Source organism: Lawsonella clevelandensis (assembly GCF_001293125.1).
In the GTDB taxonomy this organism is placed as follows: domain Bacteria; phylum Actinomycetota; class Actinomycetes; order Mycobacteriales; family Mycobacteriaceae; genus Lawsonella; species Lawsonella clevelandensis.
Window position 1 is genome coordinate 1,698,085 of the sequence record NZ_CP009312.1, and the last position, 18,766, is coordinate 1,716,850.

18 protein-coding genes are annotated in these 18,766 nt (G+C 58.3%); 9 read left to right on the forward strand and 9 right to left on the reverse strand.

Annotation, left to right across the window (positions count from 1 at the left end; all coding sequences use genetic code 11):
• Positions 1 to 60 precede the first annotated feature (60 nt).
• From IY73_RS07270 to IY73_RS07280, 3 genes are read right to left on the reverse strand one after another with little or no spacing between them, the layout of a single operon-like run.
• A complete protein-coding gene (locus IY73_RS07270) occupies positions 61 to 1,068 on the reverse strand; it encodes a lipoyl synthase (RefSeq protein WP_053962488.1) in 1,008 nt (335 codons plus the stop codon).
• Positions 1,065 to 1,820: a lipoyl(octanoyl) transferase LipB gene (gene lipB, locus IY73_RS07275; protein ID WP_053979146.1), complete on the reverse strand. Its 756-nt coding sequence runs from the start codon at positions 1,818 to 1,820 to the stop codon at positions 1,065 to 1,067. Before lipB ends, IY73_RS07270 begins: the two co-directional genes overlap by 4 nt.
• Positions 1,807 to 3,852, reverse strand: a complete 2,046-nt coding sequence (locus IY73_RS07280; protein WP_053979147.1) for a 2-oxo acid dehydrogenase subunit E2 — start codon at positions 3,850 to 3,852, stop codon at positions 1,807 to 1,809. The genes lipB and IY73_RS07280 overlap by 14 nt, the downstream gene beginning before the upstream one ends.
• Before the next feature lie 191 nt (positions 3,853 to 4,043).
• On the opposite strand from IY73_RS07280, the gene IY73_RS07285 reads away from it, so the two are divergent.
• Entirely contained in the window at positions 4,044 to 5,147 is a 1,104-nt protein-coding gene (locus IY73_RS07285; RefSeq protein WP_053962491.1) for a branched-chain amino acid aminotransferase, read from the forward strand.
• A gap of 182 nt (positions 5,148 to 5,329) precedes the next feature.
• Here the strand turns inward: IY73_RS07285 and IY73_RS07290 are convergent, their stop codons facing one another.
• Genes IY73_RS07290 through IY73_RS07305 form a run of 4 tightly spaced genes read right to left on the reverse strand, consistent with a single transcriptional unit; the run spans position 5,330 to position 7,538 of the window.
• Positions 5,330 to 6,124 (reverse strand): adenosylcobinamide-GDP ribazoletransferase, encoded by a 795-nt coding sequence (locus tag IY73_RS07290; protein WP_053979148.1) that lies wholly within the window; start codon positions 6,122 to 6,124, stop codon positions 5,330 to 5,332.
• 5 nt (positions 6,125 to 6,129) lie between these two features.
• Complete coding sequence (locus tag IY73_RS08225; protein ID WP_315861662.1) at positions 6,130 to 6,555, reverse strand: nicotinate-nucleotide--dimethylbenzimidazole phosphoribosyltransferase; 426 nt, start codon at positions 6,553 to 6,555, stop codon at positions 6,130 to 6,132.
• Positions 6,489 to 6,767, reverse strand: a complete 279-nt coding sequence (locus IY73_RS08785) for a bifunctional adenosylcobinamide kinase/adenosylcobinamide-phosphate guanylyltransferase (RefSeq protein ID WP_053962494.1) — start codon at positions 6,765 to 6,767, stop codon at positions 6,489 to 6,491. Before IY73_RS08785 ends, IY73_RS08225 begins: the two co-directional genes overlap by 67 nt.
• Positions 6,768 to 7,538, reverse strand: coding sequence for a DUF3043 domain-containing protein (locus IY73_RS07305; protein WP_053962495.1), 771 nt, complete (start codon positions 7,536 to 7,538; stop codon positions 6,768 to 6,770).
• A gap of 284 nt (positions 7,539 to 7,822) precedes the next feature.
• Between IY73_RS07305 and IY73_RS07310 the strand changes: the two genes are divergently transcribed.
• Positions 7,823 to 8,170 (forward strand): HesB/IscA family protein, encoded by a 348-nt coding sequence (locus tag IY73_RS07310; RefSeq protein WP_053962496.1) that lies wholly within the window; start codon positions 7,823 to 7,825, stop codon positions 8,168 to 8,170.
• A complete protein-coding gene (locus IY73_RS07315; RefSeq protein ID WP_053979149.1) occupies positions 8,170 to 9,129 on the forward strand; it encodes a carbohydrate kinase family protein in 960 nt (319 codons plus the stop codon). The genes IY73_RS07310 and IY73_RS07315 overlap by 1 nt, the downstream gene beginning before the upstream one ends.
• 84 nt (positions 9,130 to 9,213) lie before the next feature.
• On the opposite strand, the gene asnB is transcribed toward IY73_RS07315, so the two are convergent.
• On the reverse strand, positions 9,214 to 11,139 hold the full coding sequence (gene asnB / locus IY73_RS07320) for an asparagine synthase (glutamine-hydrolyzing) (RefSeq protein WP_053979150.1): 1,926 nt from the start codon (positions 11,137 to 11,139) through the stop codon (positions 9,214 to 9,216).
• Positions 11,140 to 11,307: 168 nt separating this feature from the next.
• Positions 11,308 to 13,014 (reverse strand): DEDD exonuclease domain-containing protein, encoded by a 1,707-nt coding sequence (locus tag IY73_RS07325; protein ID WP_053979151.1) that lies wholly within the window; start codon positions 13,012 to 13,014, stop codon positions 11,308 to 11,310.
• 343 nt (positions 13,015 to 13,357) lie between these two features.
• On the opposite strand from IY73_RS07325, the gene IY73_RS08845 reads away from it, so the two are divergent.
• From IY73_RS08845 to IY73_RS07355, 6 genes are all read left to right on the forward strand, one after another.
• On the forward strand, positions 13,358 to 14,212 hold the full coding sequence (locus IY73_RS08845) for a C40 family peptidase (protein WP_237025123.1): 855 nt from the start codon (positions 13,358 to 13,360) through the stop codon (positions 14,210 to 14,212).
• Between the two features lie 319 nt (positions 14,213 to 14,531).
• On the forward strand, positions 14,532 to 15,548 hold the full coding sequence (locus IY73_RS07335; protein WP_053962500.1) for a C40 family peptidase: 1,017 nt from the start codon (positions 14,532 to 14,534) through the stop codon (positions 15,546 to 15,548).
• 106 nt (positions 15,549 to 15,654) lie between these two features.
• Positions 15,655 to 16,821 (forward strand): glycosyltransferase family 4 protein, encoded by a 1,167-nt coding sequence (locus IY73_RS07340; RefSeq protein ID WP_053962501.1) that lies wholly within the window; start codon positions 15,655 to 15,657, stop codon positions 16,819 to 16,821.
• A 6-nt stretch (positions 16,822 to 16,827) separates the two neighbouring features.
• On the forward strand, positions 16,828 to 17,274 hold the full coding sequence (locus IY73_RS07345; RefSeq protein ID WP_053979152.1) for an SRPBCC family protein: 447 nt from the start codon (positions 16,828 to 16,830) through the stop codon (positions 17,272 to 17,274).
• Positions 17,271 to 18,230, forward strand: a complete 960-nt coding sequence (locus IY73_RS07350; protein WP_053979153.1) for an ROK family glucokinase — start codon at positions 17,271 to 17,273, stop codon at positions 18,228 to 18,230. Before IY73_RS07345 ends, IY73_RS07350 begins: the two co-directional genes overlap by 4 nt.
• 3 nt (positions 18,231 to 18,233) lie before the next feature.
• Positions 18,234 to 18,740 carry a polyadenylate-specific 3'-exoribonuclease AS gene (locus IY73_RS07355; protein WP_053962504.1) on the forward strand — a complete coding sequence of 169 codons (507 nt, stop codon included), beginning with the start codon at positions 18,234 to 18,236 and terminating at the stop codon, positions 18,738 to 18,740.
• Positions 18,741 to 18,766: the final 26 nt, after the last annotated feature.

Genomic DNA, 18,766 nt, shown 5'->3' on the forward strand with positions numbered 1-18,766 from the left:
GGCGCAGTGCCACGCAGTGAACGCGTGTTTGCCATGAGCTCAGCTGCTCATGCGATAGTTCTAGTGTAGGCGATGGATGAGATTATGTATTTCCTGCGAGGCACCCTTGCTGTCGGCAAGATGCTGGAGCTGCGGAGGCAAAGGCCGACCGAGGTGTTGCATCGCTTGCGCGTAAAGTTGGCCGGCGCGGTAACTTGACCTCACCAGAGGCCCTGCCATTACCCCTGGGAAACCAATACGGCGGGCAAGATCCGCATGGGCCAGAAACTCCTCTGGTTTCACCCACCGATCGACAGGATGGTGCAGTGGAGAGGGCCGCAGGTATTGGGTAATAGTGATGATGTCACAGCCTGCTGCATGGAGATCGACGAGGGTTTCTTCCACCTCTGCGGGTTCTTCCCCCATACCGAGAATGAGATTCGATTTGGTGACCAGGCCGTAGTCGTGTGCCTGGGTCAGCACCGATAAGGACTTCTCGTAGGTGAAGGCCGGGCGGATAGTTTTCATCAGGCGTGGAACGGATTCGACATTGTGCGCGAGGACCTCCGGACGCGCAGCAAATACCTCTTCGAGCAAGGTGGGGTTTGCGTGGAAGTCGGGGATGAGGTTTTCGACCCCCGTATCCGGGTTCAGCCTGTGAATCTCCCGTACGGTTTCTGCGTAGAGCCATGCCCCTTCATCTGGTAGGTCATCCCGGGTAACCCCAGTGATAGTGGAGTAGCGGAGGTGAAGGTGGCGCACGCTCTCGGCAACGCGCCGCGGTTCGTCAGGGTCCAACGGTTGTGGTTTGCCAGAGTCGATCTGGCAGAAGTCACAGCGTCGCGAACAGCGGCTACCGCCAATAAGGAATGTTGCCTCGCGGTCCTCCCAACATTCATAGGCGTTGGGGCAGCCCGCCTCCTGGCACACTGTGTGCAGTGAAGCCCCGCCGACAAGCGACTTCATATCTTGGTAGTGGGGGCCTGTGCGAGCCGTGGTGCGGATCCAAGGGGGTTTCTTCTCGATGGGATGCGCGGCGTTACGTCGTTCGATACGGAGCAGTTTCCGGCCGTCGTGCAGGTCCTTCATCGCGGAATCTCCCCTTCGGTGAGGTCGAGTTCACCGTCCAGTGCCAGCTGAAAATAGTGCTGTACTGCCGGCAGGATGTCGGTGGGGGTGACGGTGCAACCAACTTCGAGAGACAGAGTGGTGGTGGCGGCGTCGGTGATGCCACAGGGGACAATATGGGTATAGGGCTCGAGCGAATTACAACAGTTAATGGCAAAACCATGTTGGCTGACTCCGCCGGTCAGATGGTAGCCCAGTGCTGCGACCTTTCGCTCTGGCCGATCCCCAGGTATCCCCAATGCTGCATCGCTGGGGACCCACACACCAGACCGTCCCAGGACTCGGCCCGCCGGTACGCCCAGATCAGTGACGACGCGGATGAGGGCTTCTTCGGTGCGGCGTACGAAGGCGATAACATCCAACGGCTCTGCCAGCTTGATGATGGGATAGCCAACGAGCTGTCCAGGGCCATGCCAGGTGATCCGTCCGCCTCTATTAATGGACACCACGCGGGCACCATTATCGGGTAGATCGCTGTCTTCCGTCATCCTTCCAGCTGTGTAGACAGAAGGGTGAGTGAGGAGGAAGACCACATCGCGGGCTGCGGCTGCCTGCGATGGGTCCTGCGCGCTAGTTTTACGCCGGGCGGTTTCAGCTTTCTGCCACTCCCATGCGGTGTCATAGTCCACTTCCCCCAGCCACCGATAGTCAAAGGGGAGGCGGGATGCGCGTGACGAGGCGGAGGCGGAGGCGGAGGTGTTAGGAGAGCCCATTCACGTCATCGATATCGTCGAGGAAGCTCGCTTCCTGAAGGGCGTTTTGCACGTCGTGGAGGAAATGGCTTGCGGAAGAAGCATCGACAAGGCAGGAGTCGTAGCTCAGCGTCAGGTAGCTCATAGCACGAATGGCGATGGCGCTGCCGCCGGCATCCTCAACGACGACAGGTCGCTGTACCGGGTTACCTACGGCGAGTGCGGCTGACTGGGGAGGAATGACCATGGGGGTTTCCCAGAGTGCCCCGCTTGCGCTGGGGTGCGCCAATGCAAAGGTGCCGCCACTGAGGTCACTTGGGGTCAGGTTACCGCTCAAGCACCGATCTTCCATCTCCTGCAGACGCTGCCCGATTTCTGCAAGGCTGCACTGGTCAGCATGGTGCAACACCGGGGAAAGAAGCCCGTGTGGGGTGTCAATACCGACCGACAGGTCAATATCCTCATGGTAGGAAATGAGCTGGTTCTGCTTGTCATAGCTAGCGTTCATGACCGGGTGACGACGCAGAACCCGCGCCACCGTGTAGGCGACGCATGCCCGTAGAGACAACGCCAAGGAGGGTTCGGTAGAACGGTGTGACACCAGCTGACGCAGCAGCGTGGTGAGATCAACCTCGAAGACCTGTGAGACGGGTGCAGTGTGATGAACGGCGGATAGTGCAGCGCGCGCGGCGGACTGCCGGACGGGGGATGCCGGCCGCACAGTACCCCGGAGCTCAGTTCCCCCCGCACCTTCGTCAGTGGTAGTAGGGGTGGCCCCCACTGCACTCACCATCGCGGATACGCCCAAGGTAGCAGCGCTTGCGGCGGCTGCAGCAGCCGCGCGACGTTCCTGTTCGGCAGCATAAGCCAGGATGTCCTTCTTGAGAATGCGCCCTCCCAAGCCGGTTCCCTTTACATCAGCAAGGTCGACGCCCTTGTCGGCGGCTAGTTTGCGAACAAGGGGGGTGACGTAGCTGTGGTCGGTACTGGCACGCCGCGTATCGCCAAAGCCAGTAATGCCAGGGACATTGTCGAACGAGGGGGCAGTCTGCGGCACTTTGGGTGCCACGCCTGCTGGCACTGTCTCCTCGGCCGCAGGGGCGTCAGGACCATCGCTGGGGACGTCGGTGGGCTCCGTGCCGTCAACCATTTCCTCTGCAGTGTCAGACGCACCAGCATCGTCACGGGTAGCTGTAGAGGTTGTCAGCAGATCGGTGGTCGTGCTTTCGTCCTCATCCTCGGACTCTGCCGACACATCGGTGGCAGCATCATAGTCTTCAACTAAGTCGGCAGGATCGGGGGCAGTACCCCCCACCTGTAGTACGGCCAATACTTGTCCGACGGGGACAGTATCGTCTTCCACCGCGCAGATTTGTACGAGGATACCATCGGCAGGAGAGGGGATTTCGGTGTCAACCTTGTCGGTAGATACCTCTAAAAGAGGCTCGTCCTCGGAGATCATTTCCCCGAGTTTCTTACACCAGCGGGTAATCGTTCCCTCGGCAACGGATTCGCCAAGCTCGGGCATGAGCACTTCGAAGTACTGTGCCTCCCCTGCGCCATCGTCCTCCGGGGTGGAGTCGGCGTGGGCGGCGTGGTGTGGTGTGGAGGATGGAGCAGCCGCAGATGCGTCGGAGGCAGCATCCTGTGGTGTGAAGGAAGAGGTGGAGGCTGGTACAGGAACCTCCTCTTCTTCTTCGACAGTGACGTGCTCCTGTGCGTGCGCGCCGGATACTTCCGGGAAAGGAACAGTGCTGGCGGCGTTGCTACCGGATCCAGACATCACGGGGCTACCGAGTGCTGCGGCAGCTTCGCTAGGGGCGGCGATGCGGGCTAATAAGCCGCCGATTTCGACGGTGTCATCTTCCCATGCGCAGATCTCAACAATGACACCACTCACAGGAGAGGGAATCTCGGTGTCGACCTTGTCTGTGGCGATCTCAACTAAGGGCTCATCTTGTGCAACAGAGTCCCCAACATTTTTTAGCCAGCGGGTGACGGTTCCTTCCGCCACCGACTCGCCAAGTTCGGGAAGTGTTACTGAGACAGACATGGCACAACTCCTTGCAGGGGTACGTATGCCCTCTAGATTACCCTGCGGATGCTGCCGCCTCAGTCGCAATAAGGTGTGCGAACGAGGATTGTGTCGAGAGCTCCGGTAAACAAGCGTGGAAATTACGCTCATTGTGCAAAGAAAACCTGCCCTCATCGGCCATTAACCCGAAGTGGAGTAGCATAATCCCCATGGCTCAACACTCTACTTTTGATATTCAGCGTTCTGAGCACCCCCGCACCGCTGAAGAACGCGCAGCAATTCTCGACAACCCCGGCTTCGGCCGCTACTTCACCGACCATATGGTCGTTATTGACTACGAAGAGGGTAAAGGCTGGCACAACCACCGCGTGGTGCCCTATGGCCCCTTCTCGGTCGACCCCGCCTACATGGTTCTGCATTACGGCCAGGCCATCTTCGAAGGCTTGAAGGCTTACCGCCACGCCGATGGTGAGATTGTGACCTTCCGTCCTGCCGCCAATGCCGCCCGCTTCCAGGCCTCTGCAGAGCGCATGGCCATGCCCAAGCTCTCCGAGGAAGACTTTATCGACTCTATTAAGGAACTCGTCACAATTGACCAGGATTGGGTTCCCCAGCCAGGCGGTGAAGAGTGCCTCTACCTCCGTCCTTTCATGTTTGCCACGGAGACCGGCCTAGGTGTTCACCCGGCCAAGAAGTTCACCTATGTTCTTATTGGTTCCCCCGCCGGCGCATACTTTGCACACGGTGTGCAGCCGGTGACAGTGTGGGTGTCCCACGAGTACGTGCGTGCCTGCCCAGGAGGCACTGGCTCCGCAAAGTTCGCCGGCAACTATGCAGCCTCCCTCGCCGCCCAGGATGCTGCCGATAAGCAGGGTTGCGACCAGGTGCTGTGGCTCGACGCCATCAAACGCGAGAATATTGAAGAAATGGGTGGAATGAACGTCATGTTCGTTGCCCAGGATGGAGATGACGTTACCGTCATTACCCCGGCTCTGTCGGGATCGTTGCTCCCAGGTATTACCCGCGACTCGTTGAAGACGGTTGCCCAGGATTTGGGCTATAAGCTTGAAGAGCGCGTTATTACGCTGACGGAGTTAGCAGACCGCGTCGCTAAGGGAGAAATCACCGAAGCCTTTGCCTGCGGCACCGCCGCCGTTATTAACCCCATCGGTACCTTCAAGTCTCGCGATGGCGAATTCACGGTCAACGAGGGGAAGTCCGGTGACATCACCCTGAAGATGCGTGCCACCCTTACCGGTATTCAGCGTGGCGAACGTGCTGACGACCATAACTGGCTATACAAGCTGGTCTAACCAGCGTAGTGGCCGCAACTGAGGTTACGGCCCCAGAGCGACGAGCCATAAGCACCGTTACCTCCCAACTGTCGCCCCTGCACAACCACCGCAGGGGCGACAGTTGTATGCCGGGAAAGTAGAGAGGAACAGGTGGCGCATGAGGGGGGCGGAGGACAACGATGGTGAAGGCGACACTAGGCTTAGAGCAGCGCCGTCACCGCACACACAGCCGCAACAGCACCACATGCCTGCAGCAATTCCACATTGGCACCCAGTACATCACCAGTGAGATATCCCAACCGGCGAACACAGTGTTGGCGATACAGCACTGTTCCGCCAACAGCAGCGGCACTATAGAGCAGAGCGACCACCACAGAGACATCGGGTATGCGTCCGCATAGCGCAGACGTAATAGCGGCCGCACAGGTGAAGAGAAGTGCTCCGATACCGGCCACCATCCAGGCGAACGCTGGTCGCTGCGTACCAATCATCAAGTAACCAAAACCACGGCGGGGAACCTGCGAAGCTCCAGCTGCACACATGAGGGGAGTTGCCCAGCGGGCGACCGCAACCACCGTGCCCGTCATAATGTGCCCATTGTGAGTGCTCAACAACCCAAAAGCGAGAGCTTCAGCAATAAGCGCCAACACCACCGCCGTTAGCCCCAACGGCCCCACTCGACCATCCCACATAATCTCGCGTGCTTCGTCTGGTTCTTGGTAGGAGCCGAGCCCATCAATAGTGTCAGCCAGTCCGTCAACATGCATCCCGCGAGTAAGGACGGCAAGTAGAGTAGTGATGACGATGCCGGTGATAGGCCAGGGGATAGCGATACTCGCAAACCCCCACGACACCAGCCCACAGAACAGACCCAACACCACGCCTACTAAGGGAATGGCGCGGACCGTCCGCACACCCAGTGCGCGATCGACCTCGTCAGGAGCTTTCACCGGAATAATGGTCATCCACGAGAGAGCAGTGCGGAAACCGACCATGGTGCTTATACCTCCGAAGTGGTGAAGCGTGGGCCGATGCCGTCCTGTGCATCGAGGCGCCCACTAACCTCTACATCATCAAACGTAGTCATGTCTGTCATGCAGTGGATGGCGCCACGCAGAAGAGGCACTGCACATACCGCACCAGATCCCTCGCCGAGCCGCAAACCTAAGTCCACAAGAGGGGAGAGTTCGAGTGCCCGCAACGCTGCGGCATGCGCCGGCTCGGCTGAGCAGTGGCCCGCCACCCACCAGGAACGGGCACCCGGCGCCAGCATTTCTGCGAGGAGCGCGCATGCGCCAACAATGACCCCGTCCAGCACTACCGGAATGTGCCGCACAGCAGCCTGGGCAAGGAAACCTGCTATTGCGGCAAGGTCGGCGCCTCCACAGCACGCGAGCAGCCTCCCCGGATCATCGCGGGAGGGCACCCCCGCGCAATAGCAACGGCCACGGCAGCAGTCTTGGCAGCCAAGCCAGCATCATCGATGCCACTACCACGCCCCTCCCAGGCAGGATCATTCGTAGGGGTGGGGCCGGTAGCGCCGTAACGCACATAGTCCGCCTGTGTAGCGCTGATGAGCTCCTCGGTGAATGCGGATTTTCCACTCCTAGCACCCCCGATGACCAGGCTAAACGCCATTTAGTTGGCTTTCTTGGCCTTCGTGGAATGCACGTCGGAAGAAGTACTGGCGGTATCCTCGCCGTCATCTTTCTTCGACCAGGGGAAGGTTGGTGACGTCTGGGGAACGGGGTTACGCCAGCGGCGTGGCTGAGTGGCGCGCATGAATGCGTACCAGCCCAAACGGAACCCCGTGTCCTTCTTCCCGGGGAACTTCTTTTTCGCCAGACGAGAGACGGTAATGCAGATACGGAAGGTTTCGATGAGCAGCACGATGAAGAAGAAGTACATGAGGTACTGGATGGTCTTCTGTATCGCATGGTTAGGAATCATGGTGCCGATAAGCAGCATCAGCACGATGGGGAAGAGCCAGGAGATCGGGGTCCACGTGGAGTCTACCCAGTTGCGGGCAAAGCGACGAATAGGGCCTTTGTCGCGGGGTAGCACGTAGTCGTCGTCACCGGCAGCCATCCGCTGACGACGATATTCCTGCTGTATGCGGCGTTCTTCGGTTTCACGGGCCTTGGCGGCCTTCTTTTCTTCTTTCGTCATCCCTGCGTAACGGGCATCCTCGCGCGCACGGGCCTCTTTGCGCGTCATCGGGGCGGGTGCGACGGGTCCACGTTGAATACCGCGTGCACGCTCGACATCGCGGCGACGTGGAGTGGCATATCCCTTTTTGGGGGTATAGGCGGAGCCCTTCTGGGGAGTTACCGTTTCGGTGGTGTCTTCAACCGCGGGCTCGACCTCAGCGGGAGCGTTCTCTTGGGGGTCACGACGAAAGAATCTCACCTCTTTAGGCTAAAGGAAAAAGCGGCGCTGAGCCTAACTCTTTCCCACCGCCCGGCAACCTCCCATGTGCATAGTAGAGGGGCCGGCTGTGCTCTTTGCAGTATGCAGCTGAGGGACACAACACTGCGGGGGTGGTGAGGTGAGCCAGGGGATATTCCCGCCAGGTGGGAGGGTGAGATGGAGAAGCTCAATCGCCGTTGGCTGGGAATAGTTTCTGTGGGTGAATCGTTCTACACTCGTAGAGATTAACTAGACCATAGTCAATCATTTTTTAGGAGCACTTTATGGCTGACACCAAGGACTACCTTGCCGGTGTAACTCTTACCGATGCCGCCGCCGCTAAGGCTAAGGCACTCATCGATGCGGAAGGCCGCGACGACCTCGTACTGCGTCTTGCCGTCGCCCCTGGTGGCTGCGCTGGTCTCCGCTACCAACTTTTCTTTGACGATCGCGAGCTCGATGGCGATATTCGTAACGAATTCGGCGGCGTCACCCTTGCGGTGGACCGTCTCTCCATGCCCTACCTGATGGGTGCCACCATCGACTACGCAGACACTATCCAGAAGCAAGGCTTCACCATCGACAACCCCAATGCCCAGGGTTCCTGCGCCTGTGGAGATTCATTTAACTAATGACCATCGCCGTTTCGGCTTCCGTAGCCACTGACAATCTCATGACCTTCCCGGGAAAGTTCTCTGAACAGTTCCTTCCCGAACATCTTGACCATGTGTCCCTCAGCTTTCTGGTGGACGGCTTGGATATTCGACGCGGAGGTGTCGCTGGTAACATCTGCTTCGCCTTGGGCGTGCTAGGGGAACAACCGCTGCTGCTTGGTGCCGTCGGCAAAGATTTTGGCGACTACCAACACTGGTTGGAAGACCACGGGGTGGATTGCTCCCAGGTCTATGTCAGTGACACGTCTGCGACGGCACGGTTTACCTGTACGACTGATGCCGAACTCGCCCAGATTGCCAGCTTCTACCCGGGGGCAATGGCCGAGTCTGCACAGATCTCGCTCCATGACATCACCCCGCGTCCCGACATTGTGTTAGTCGGTGCTGGCGATCCGGTCGCCATGGCAAAACACACGGAGGAAGCCCGTGAACTGGGTATTCCTTTCGCGGCGGATCCGTCACAGCAGCTCTCCTCGTTGACCCGCGACAGTATTCTCCAGCTGGTTACAGGGGCAGAGTATCTTTTCTCCAACGAGTACGAGTACGGGCTGTTGCTGCAAAAGACTGCACTGACAGCTGACGAGCTGGATGCTTTGGTGACGGTTCGCGTGACGACGTTGGGAGAGCGGGGAGCCGAAATCAATACTCCCGATGGACGGTTCTTCGTTGGTGCTTTGCGTAGCGACAACATCCAGGACCCCACCGGGGTAGGTGACGCCTTCCGGGCTGGATTTTTGACAGGCCGGCTGCGCGGTTTGGACTGGGAGAATTGCGCCAAACTGGGTTCACTAGTTGCTTGCCTGGTATTGGAGACTGTCGGTACGCAGGAATGGGTCTGGGATGCTGAGGTGGCCCGCCAGCGGCTCGCCGAGCGTTACGACGAAGCGAGCGCAGAGGCAATCTTGGCCGTTCTATAGCCGACCACCATACGACGCTATAACAAAGGGGATCGTCCAGCTGCTGGACGATCCCCTTTATCTGTCGTGAGGTGCCGGTTGAGGTTACAACTCGACTGGGTACTGGGGTTCCGGGATCTCCGGGTGAATACGGTCTTCCACGAAGATGCCATGCCAAATAATGAAACATAGCATCGTCCAGATGCGGCGGGAGTGATCCATCACGCCGTCCTTGTGCTCGTCCAGCATGGAGAGAAGCGCTGTCTTGTCGAACAGGTGCTCCGCCTCAGACTCCAGAATGAGCGTTCGTGCCCAGTCGTACATTTCTGGTCCCGCCAGCCAGTGGCGGATGGGGACCGGGAAACCAAGCTTTTTACGATTGAGAACATGCGGCGGGACGATGGTCTTCAGCGCCTCGCGCAGTGCCCATTTGGAGGTGCCGTGTGTGATCTTCATATCGTAGGGGAGTTTGCGAGCGGCCTCCCACACAACTTTGTCGAGGAAGGGAACGCGCAGCTCGAGGGAATTCGCCATGGTGATACGGTCCGCTTTCACCAGGATGTCTCCGCGCAGCCAGGTGAACATGTCGATGTGCTGCATACGGGCCACCGGATCCCAGCCGACGGACTGCGCATAGATATCGGCAGTCACGTCCTGGTGATCCCACTCCGGGGACACCCACGGCATGAGCTCGTGCATCTGTTCAAAGGTGAAGGAGCGGGCGTTTCCGTAGTATCGGTCTTCCAACCTCATGGAGCCGCGCTTGAGGAGACTTTTGCCGCGCATACCGTGCGGGAGATGGTCGGAGAAACTGCCAAGTCCGCGCCGCAGTGGTCCGGGAATTTTCTCAAAGGGGGCGAGGGATAGCGGTTCTTTATAGATGGTGTAGCCACCGAAAAGCTCATCCGCACCTTCTCCGGAGAGAACAACTTTCACATGCTTGCGGGCTTCACGTGCCACGAAGTAGAGAGGGACAAGAGCAGGGTCCGCAACTGGGTCATCGAGATACCAAATGATGCGAGGGACTGCCTCAATGAATTCTTCAGGTGTCACGGGCTTCACAATGTGCTCGACCCCGATTGCCTTCGCTGACTCTGCTGCAACATCGATCTCGGAGTAGCCCTCGCGGTGGAAACCTGTGGTGAACGTTAGCAGATTATCGTTGTGGCGCTTGGCAAGTGCGGCGATAGCAGTGGAGTCGATACCGCCGGAGAGGAAAGAGCCAACTGTGACATCTGCCCGCATGTGCTTGGCAACGGAATCTTCGAGGGCAGCCGTAATACCGTCGATAAGAGCTTGCTCGTGATCGTGCGCACTTTTGTCGATGGGGAAGGTGGGGGTGAAGTAGCGGCGTGTCTGTAGTTGCCCACCTGGGGCGAGGGTGGCGCAGCATCCGGATTCGAGGCGCCGAATGGAGGTGTGCAGGCTCTCCGGCTCGGGGACGTACTGGAAGGCTACGTAGTGTTCCAGCGCGCGCTTATCAAGTTCCAGTGGCAGCTTGATGGTGTCCGCGAGCGAGAGGAGGCACTTTTTCTCAGATCCGAAGACGGCGCCATGCTCCGTCAGGCAGTAGTAGAGAGGTTTGATACCGAAGGGGTCGCGCCCCATGAAGAGGGTGCGGGTTTTGGTGTCCCAAATAAGGAAGGCAAACATGCCACGAAGGCGAGTGATCACATCTTCGCCCCAGTAGTGAAAACCTACAACAATGGGCTCGCCGTCACCCGTGGTATGGAATTCAGCACCGAATTCCTTCTGAAGTTCTTCACGCAGTTCTACATAGTTATAGATTTCACCGTTGAAGGCGAGAATGTAGCGTTCTGGGTCGTCAGCAGTCCCCCACACCATAGGCTGGTGAGCGTTCTTGATGTCGATGATGGAAAGGCGGGTAAAACCGAAGACGACATCCTGGTTGTGCCAGGTGAGATGCTCATCTGGGCCACGGTGGCGCATATGGGGAAGTGCTGCAGTTACGGCATCTGCATACGCTGCTGCTTTTCCGTCAGTTGCGAGGATTCCGAGAAGGCCACACACAGATATTTCGTCCTTCCATAAGCCGCGAGGAGGGTTCCCAGCGGAGGAGCATGCGCCCCTTACCAGTAGGTGAGGGTTCGTTTAAGTATGCCACTAAATCGGGGTTGGCTTGTAGAGGACAGGGGGAAGCGTGGCGACTTCTCTCTATAGGGGGGGACACAGCCGCGTCTACTTTTTTGTAGCTGTGGCACGTTCTGCCCAGTCGCGATAGCGGCAAGCTGATGAGAGGTTCTCGTGCCAGGGGTACGCCACATCCACCAGTCGGACGTGACCGCTGCCGAGGTAGCGATACACGAGCTGACGTTCTTCTTGGGAGCTGGTCATGGGTGCGTCCGGGAGGGAGAGAATGGTCTGGGCACTAGCGTGAAGTTGGGCGACTGCAGCTCGGTAGTCTTCACCGGCGAGACAATGGAGAGTTCCTGCGAACATGCCGTGGCGAATGGCTGTGAAAAACCATCCGGCACGGCCGTCAGGCTCCGCCACAATAATCTCCTCCTGGTGATATAGCTGCTGGTATCGGTGAAGTGAGCTGAGTGCTAGGACTGCCTGAGCAGTGGTGTCTCGCAGAAATGCAGCCTGTTCGTAATGTTGTGCAGTGGCCAATTCTGCCAGACGAGACTGTGTTCGTTCGATGAGGGGTGCAGCTAACCCCTGTGCGAGTTCACGTATGATCTCGGTACTCGCGGATTTTTCCGCCTGGGTGAGAGGCTCAGTGGGAGCGACGCCTTGCCGGATATCGCTTTCAATGAGGGTGCCTACTGCTACCGCCGTGCTCCTCTGTCGGAAAGGGCCAACAGCACAAGAAATCTCTGTTGGGGCGACCCGAGTGCAGGAATAGAGGTGGGTGGCTGATGCACGTGGGGGGATGAGCCACCAGTGGCCCTCCTGGTTCCGTGAACGGCGATTGTAAGGAGGTTGGTGGGCGCTGATGAGCCTCAGTTCACGAATGCCCGCTTCAAAGGGTGTGGGGCATTCGACATAGTCAATGTGGTCCGCGAGAAGCACCATTTCGGACATGCGGCGCCGTGTTTCCGAACCGTTGAAGTAGCCCATGACACGACGGCGCAGATCGGTCGCCGTTCCGACGTAGAGAGGAATATTGTGGGCGTCACGGAATATATAGACGCCGGGAAGATGGGGGAGGGTATTCGCCATCGACCGCTTGGCATAGATGGCACTGTTGTGGTGTCCACGATAGGTGGATAAGTCGGCCAGTGTGGTGACTTCCTGGGTGCCAACACGTTCGATGAGCCCGTGGAGCACTTCTACTGTTGTGCGAGCATCGTCAAGTGCACGGTGGGAGGGGCGGGTCTGGGTGTGGAAGAGCTGAGCGAGCGCAGAGAGTTTTACGGAGGGGGCTTCCTGGCGGTCAAGGATGCGCCGGGCCAGTTTGACGGTACAGAGAGAGGGGTTATCGGGCCAGCGGTAGTCCAGTTGTTGGGCGGTGGCGCGCAGGAAGGAGAGATCGAACGAGGCGTTATGGGCAACGAGCGTGCTCCCCGCAATGAATTCGAGGAGCGAGGGAAAGACGACGTCGATAGTAGGAGCGTCTCGCACCTGTTGGTTGGTGATGCCCGTGAGTTCCTCGATGAAGGGGGAGATGGGTTGTTCTGGGTTAACGAGAGTTGCAAACTCTTTCTCGATGACGCCGCCTGTTACCCGGACTGCACCGATCTCTGTGATGGCATCAATGCCGGGTGTCATACCGGTCGTTTCAAGGTCGATGACGACGAAGGTGGCGTCACACAATGGTGTGGTGTTGGTGGAGGAACCGTCCAGAGAGAAACGGTGTGCGGGCCACAGAGCTGGGGTGGGGGAGCTGAGGATCGATAGGTGGTCCGAGGCTCCGGGCAACTGTGCGCGTTCGTTGGTCACAGATCTACGATATCGAGTCGTTGTAACAAGCGGTAAGAATGCGCGATAGGTAACGGTGACCGGCGTGTTACGTTACCAAAACGATATTTTTGAAAAATATTTTTAATAGTCGCTAATAGTGTTCTTACCTGCGACAATGTTGGATTTTGCGTGTGGATGTAGGGAACAGTTTGTCGCATTTTGCGACCTTTTTGTCTCGGAAAGTGGACAAAGGTGGTTATCTTTTCGTAATCTTTTTGAGACCAAAGAGAATTCTGGCGGGATTCAACCGTGTCCAGAAAGTCTAGCTGGCGGCATCGATCTCGATGTACACCACGCCAGAAATGATGAATGGAGAAAACTCATGGCGAAGCATCGTGCAGTGACGAAGAGTATGTCGGCTCCCCATGCCCTCGCTGTCAGTGTCGTATCTGCTGGCCTCATGGGTGCCATCGCCGGACCGGCCATGGCTACCGAGCTCGACACCCCTGTCGTGTCGCAGGTGTCCATTGAGATTCCGGAACTAACCACCGCAACGCATGTGCGTGCTGATGACTCCACGATCGACGATGCGGAGAAGATTGTTCGACAAGCATCGCAGAAGGCTCTTCCGGCCGCTGAAAAGGTTAACAAGAAGTATGCCCCGAAGGCCAAGAAGGTTCGTGACGAGGCAAAGCCGGTAACGAGCAAGGTGAAGAAGCAGGCGCAGCCGGTGTTGGATGAGTTGCAGCCCGTCAAGAAGGCCGTTCAGCCGGTTATCGATAAGGTGCTGGAAGATAAGACCGTCGCTACTTTAGTCGATACCGTCATCCCCGTTGATGAGCTGATGACCCCCAAGGCGAAGACTCGTAGCAAGGCTGACGTACAGCGTTTTCGTGGTATGAAGATCCTGGAAGCGGCGCGTACTCGTATCGGCGATCCCTATGTGTGGGGTGCCACTGGTCCCAATGCTTTTGACTGCTCTGGCCTGGTTATGTGGGCACACCAGCAGCTGAACATCACGATTCCGCGTACCTCGCAGGACCAGATTGCGGGCGGTCACGCCATCGCGCGCAAGGACCTGCAGCCCGGCGATATCGTCGCGTTCTATGGCAATGCGAGCCACGTCGGTGTCTACGCTGGTCATAACAAAGTCGTCCATGCTCCCTATCAGGGACAGAGTGTCAGCGAATCATCGTTGGACTCGATGCCTTACTATGGAGCCACTCGCTACTACTAAGCAGGGACACATAACGTCATAACTGTCGCTCCGCGACAACCTTCACCGTCTCGTCTAGCGTGTTGTCTGCTAGGCGAGACTTTTTTCCATTCTGTTACAGGTGTTACAGAAGTGAATGGCGCCCAGATAAAGAGTAGTTTTTTCGTACGATCAGATGGACAACCGCCTTTCCTGGACGTAAATTAGAAACCGAAATGAGACTTAACTGAGATAAAGCAGAGACTCGATCGAAACAGCTCAACAGCCCTCGAGACACCGCTAATCACCTCGCGATACATGGTCAAACTGCGTTATCTTAGAAAGACAGGAAGTGCGTAGCATGCGTGGATCACGTCCCGTCCGTGGAACAGCAGCAGTGGTGCTGTCCACCGCTCTTATCGCCGGCCTTGGATCGGCGGCGAACGCCGCCCCGACTCCTCTGGGGCAGCTGCGTAAGCTGGCTCGTGAAGCTGAGCGCACCTCCGAACAAATCCACCAGGCAAATGACACTCTGAAGCGTGCCAAACGTGATCAGGTCTCCGCAGAAAAGGCAATCGTCAAAGCGAATAAAGCTGCTGCTATCGCTGAACGTAAGCGTGCTCGGATGCAAGGGCCGCTGAACAACATCGCCTCTATTAATCTCCGCAACACCCAAAACGTGGGCGTTATGAGTGTTCTCATGGCTGAATCACCCCAGGAGATCCTCGATCAATCCCGTAGTGAGGCAGCTCTCACCCAGACCACCCTCAATATTTTGGTGGATTACGAGAACGCCATGAACGCTGCCAGCCAAGCCAAGAAGTCTGCCGTCGACAACCGCGCGAAGGCCATCGAAGCACAGGCGAAGGCCCGCAAAGCGCAAGCTGATCTCGATAAGGCTCGTATCGCGATGCGCAAGCGTATTGCCTCTGTGCAAGGAGAATTCGCCTCTCTGCCTCCGAACCTTCGGAATGAGTGGAAGAGCGTCAAGCTTCCCGAAGGTTTTGACCCCAAGATTGCCTTTGGCGCGAATATCCTTGGTAACAAAGCTCTCCAGATCGCGATGACCCGTATTGGTAGCCCCTACGTGTGGGGCGCCACTGGCCCCAATGCGTTTGACTGCTCCGGTCTGGTCTACTGGGCATACCGCCAACTGGGTATCGTTCTTCCGCGCGCTAGCCAAGGAATGGCTGTCGGCGGACTCGCAGTCCCGGAAAAGGACATCCAGCCGGGTGATCTCGTCATCTACTACTCCGATGCCAGCCACGTCGGCCTCTACGCGGGCAACGGCCAAGTGCTTCACGCTCCGACCTTCGGGCAAACCGTCCGGCTTTCCCCACTGTATCACGCACCTGTCAACACCATCCGCAGGTACTAAATCTGTTTATCGGCACTGGCGCCGTCACCTTCCGACTTACTGAAAGAGGCAGGTTAGGACGGCGCGAGTTGCTATTTTTCGACGCTCGCTACAGTAGGGTAAAACCATGCGAAAAACGCTTCTGGTCACTAACGACTACCCGCCTCGTCCAGGTGGCATCCAGTCGTATCTCTACCGGTTTATCCAGGAGCTCCCCGCTGACAAAATCGGCGTGTACTGCTCTACCTGGCACCCTCAGTACTGCGCAGAATTCGATGCCCAACAGCCTTATCCCATCGTACGCAACCCAACCTCCATACTTCTTCCCACCGCTCGTGTACGCCGCGAGGTAGCAGCCCTCATCCGCGAGGAAGGCTATGAAACAGTGTGGTTCGGTGCTGCCGCCCCACTTGCTCTCATGTCCCACTACTTGCATCGCCACACCGACGTCGCCACCATCGTTGCCTCTACCCACGGACACGAGGTTGGCTGGGCGATGCTTCCCGTCGCCCACGCCGCCTTACGAATTATCGGCAACGGCTGCGACACCATCACCTACGTCTCCCACTACACGCGTAATCGCATCAGTCGAGCGCTTGGTAGCCATCCCCGACTCGTCTGGTTGCCCTCTGGTGTGGACACCACCCGCTTCCATCCCCATCCCACAGGCCGTGACCTTATCCGAGAGCGTCACCATATTTCGCCTCATGCCCCCGTTATCGCGTGCATCTCCCGGCTTGTTCCCCGCAAGGGACAAGACACCCTCATCCGCGCTCTCCCCACCATTCTGAAGGAAGAACCGGAGGCCCTCCTCCTCATCGTCGGAGGAGGCCCCAGCTCCGACCGCCTCCACACGTTGGCTCAGCGTCTTGGGGTCAGTGACCACGTCCTCTTCACCCACCTTGTCCCCGAAGAGGACCTTCCTCTCTACTATGCCGCTGCGGACGTATTCGCCATGCCCTGTCGAACCCGCGGACACGGACTCGACGTCGAAGGGCTTGGCATCGTCTTCCTAGAAGCAAGCGCCACCGGCATTCCCGTCCTCGTCGGTGATTCTGGTGGAGCCCCCGAAACCGTCCACGATGGGGTAACGGGTATAGTCGTCGACGGCCGTGATATCGACCAGGTGGCCACTGAGCTGCTTCGTTTTTTGGCATCAGCAGAGCGGCGCACTAGTTTTGGGAAGGACGGTCGCGCGTGGATGCTCTCCACCTGGCAGTGGAGTGTGCTCGGCCGGAAACTCCGCAGCATTCTCAACGGAGACGCTGCCGACCACACGCAGGAAGGAGAGTAACGGCCCATGGTACACCCCATTCAGATCGCCGACCTCGCCTATCTACCGGTACCCGCAGATGATATTGCCCTCGTCATCGCCAACTCCGCTGAGTGGCCCCGCTGGTTCCCCAACCTTCGCCTCACCGTCACCGAAAACCGTGGGCCCCTCGGGCTACGCTGGACTGCCACCGGTGCAGTAGACGGCACCTCCGAAATCTGGCTGGAATCTGTCGCCGACGGGACCAACCTCCATTACTTCCTCCACGCAGCGCCTAGTGGTACCGGTTCGCCTGCCACCCAAGCTAAGCGCGCAGCCTCACTCACCACCTTTTACCGATTCCGTTTCAAAGACCTCGTCAACGAGCTCCGGCAGCTACTCGATAGCGACCGTCCCGCCGGCGAAGATCCCCTCCAATGGCGAGTGGAACACCCGCGCGCCCGAGAAATACACGAGGAGCTCCCCGCATCATGACCAACACCATTGGTATTGACGTTGGCGGTACCAGCCTGCGGGCATCCGTTGTCGACGAGCATGGCCGCATCCTGGATCGGGAACGCGTCCCCACCCCACACGCGGTCTACTCGCTAGAAGATGCCCTCACCTCGGTCGCGGAACGACTCGCTAAGCGTAATAAGGTTGAAGCTGTAGGTCTCGCCGTAGCCGCCTTCCTTGACGCAGACCGCTCCACTGTACGCTTTGCGCCCCATCTGCCGTGGCGCAATGCGCACGTGCGAGAACGGATGGAAGAGCGTCTCGGTATGCCAGTAGTGGTTGAGCACGACTGCAACTCCGCTGCTTGGGCCGAGTACAACTATGGGGCATCCGTAGGCGGTAACTACGTCGTCACCTTCGCGATCGGTACTGGTATCGGTGGCGCCCTTATCTACAATAATGAACTCTTCCGTGGTGCCTACGGTACTGCCCCCGAGTTCGGACATCTTCAAGTGGTTCCCAACGGACGCCCCTGTTCATGTGGCAAACTGGGGTGCCTCGAACGCTACTGTTCAGGAACCGCTCTCGTGGATACCGCCCTTGAACTCATGGTGTCCCATCCTGACATTCCCACAGTGCTCGGAAAAGACGTCACCCCCGAATCAGAACTGACCGGCCGCCGTGTGATGGAAGCAGCCCGAGAGCACGACCGCATCGCCGAAATGGCTCTTGACGAATTTGGCTACTGGCTAGGAATCGGCCTAGCTACTGTGGCCGACGTTTTCGACCCCGACCTCATTGTTGTCGGTGGCGGGGTGGGCTCCGCCGGAGACCAGTTCCTCAGCCATGCGCGGGAAGTCTATGCCTCCCATGTGACGGGGGCCGGCTATCGTCCACTCGCCACCATTAAACAAGCCGAGCTCGGAGATGATGCTGGCCAAGTAGGCGCAGCCGACCTCGCTCGCCGTTTCCTCCTTGAACAGAGCGGGAACTAGCACATGCGATTCTTCTACGATTGCGAATTCATTGAGGACGGCCGCACTATCGACCTCCTCTCCCTCGGGATGGTGACGGAAACGGGGGAGGAGCTCTACCTGGCCTCGACGGACTGTGACACTAGCCGTGCCAACCCGTGGGTCCAGCGCAACGTTCTCCCCAAACTGCCCAATCCCGGCGACAGTGCGTGGTGTGACCGGCGTACCATGCGAGAACGCATTACTGCTTTCTGGAAGCATCACGACGACGGGCACACCATGGAACTCTGGGCCTGGGTGGCCGCCTACGACCATGTTGCGCTCTGCCAACTCTGGGGGGATATGGCCGCGTTACCACGCGGTGTGCCACGCTTTACTTACGAGCTCAAACAATATTGGATGCACGCCGGCCAACCAGCTGTCCCCGGAAAGCCTTCGGGTGTGCATGATGCTCTGGTGGATGCACGGTGGGACTTGGAACGTTTTGTCGCTATCCGTCGTGCCCTAGAAGGGGACGCAACTCTGCGTTAGCGGGAGATGCTATTCGCTAGTTTCTT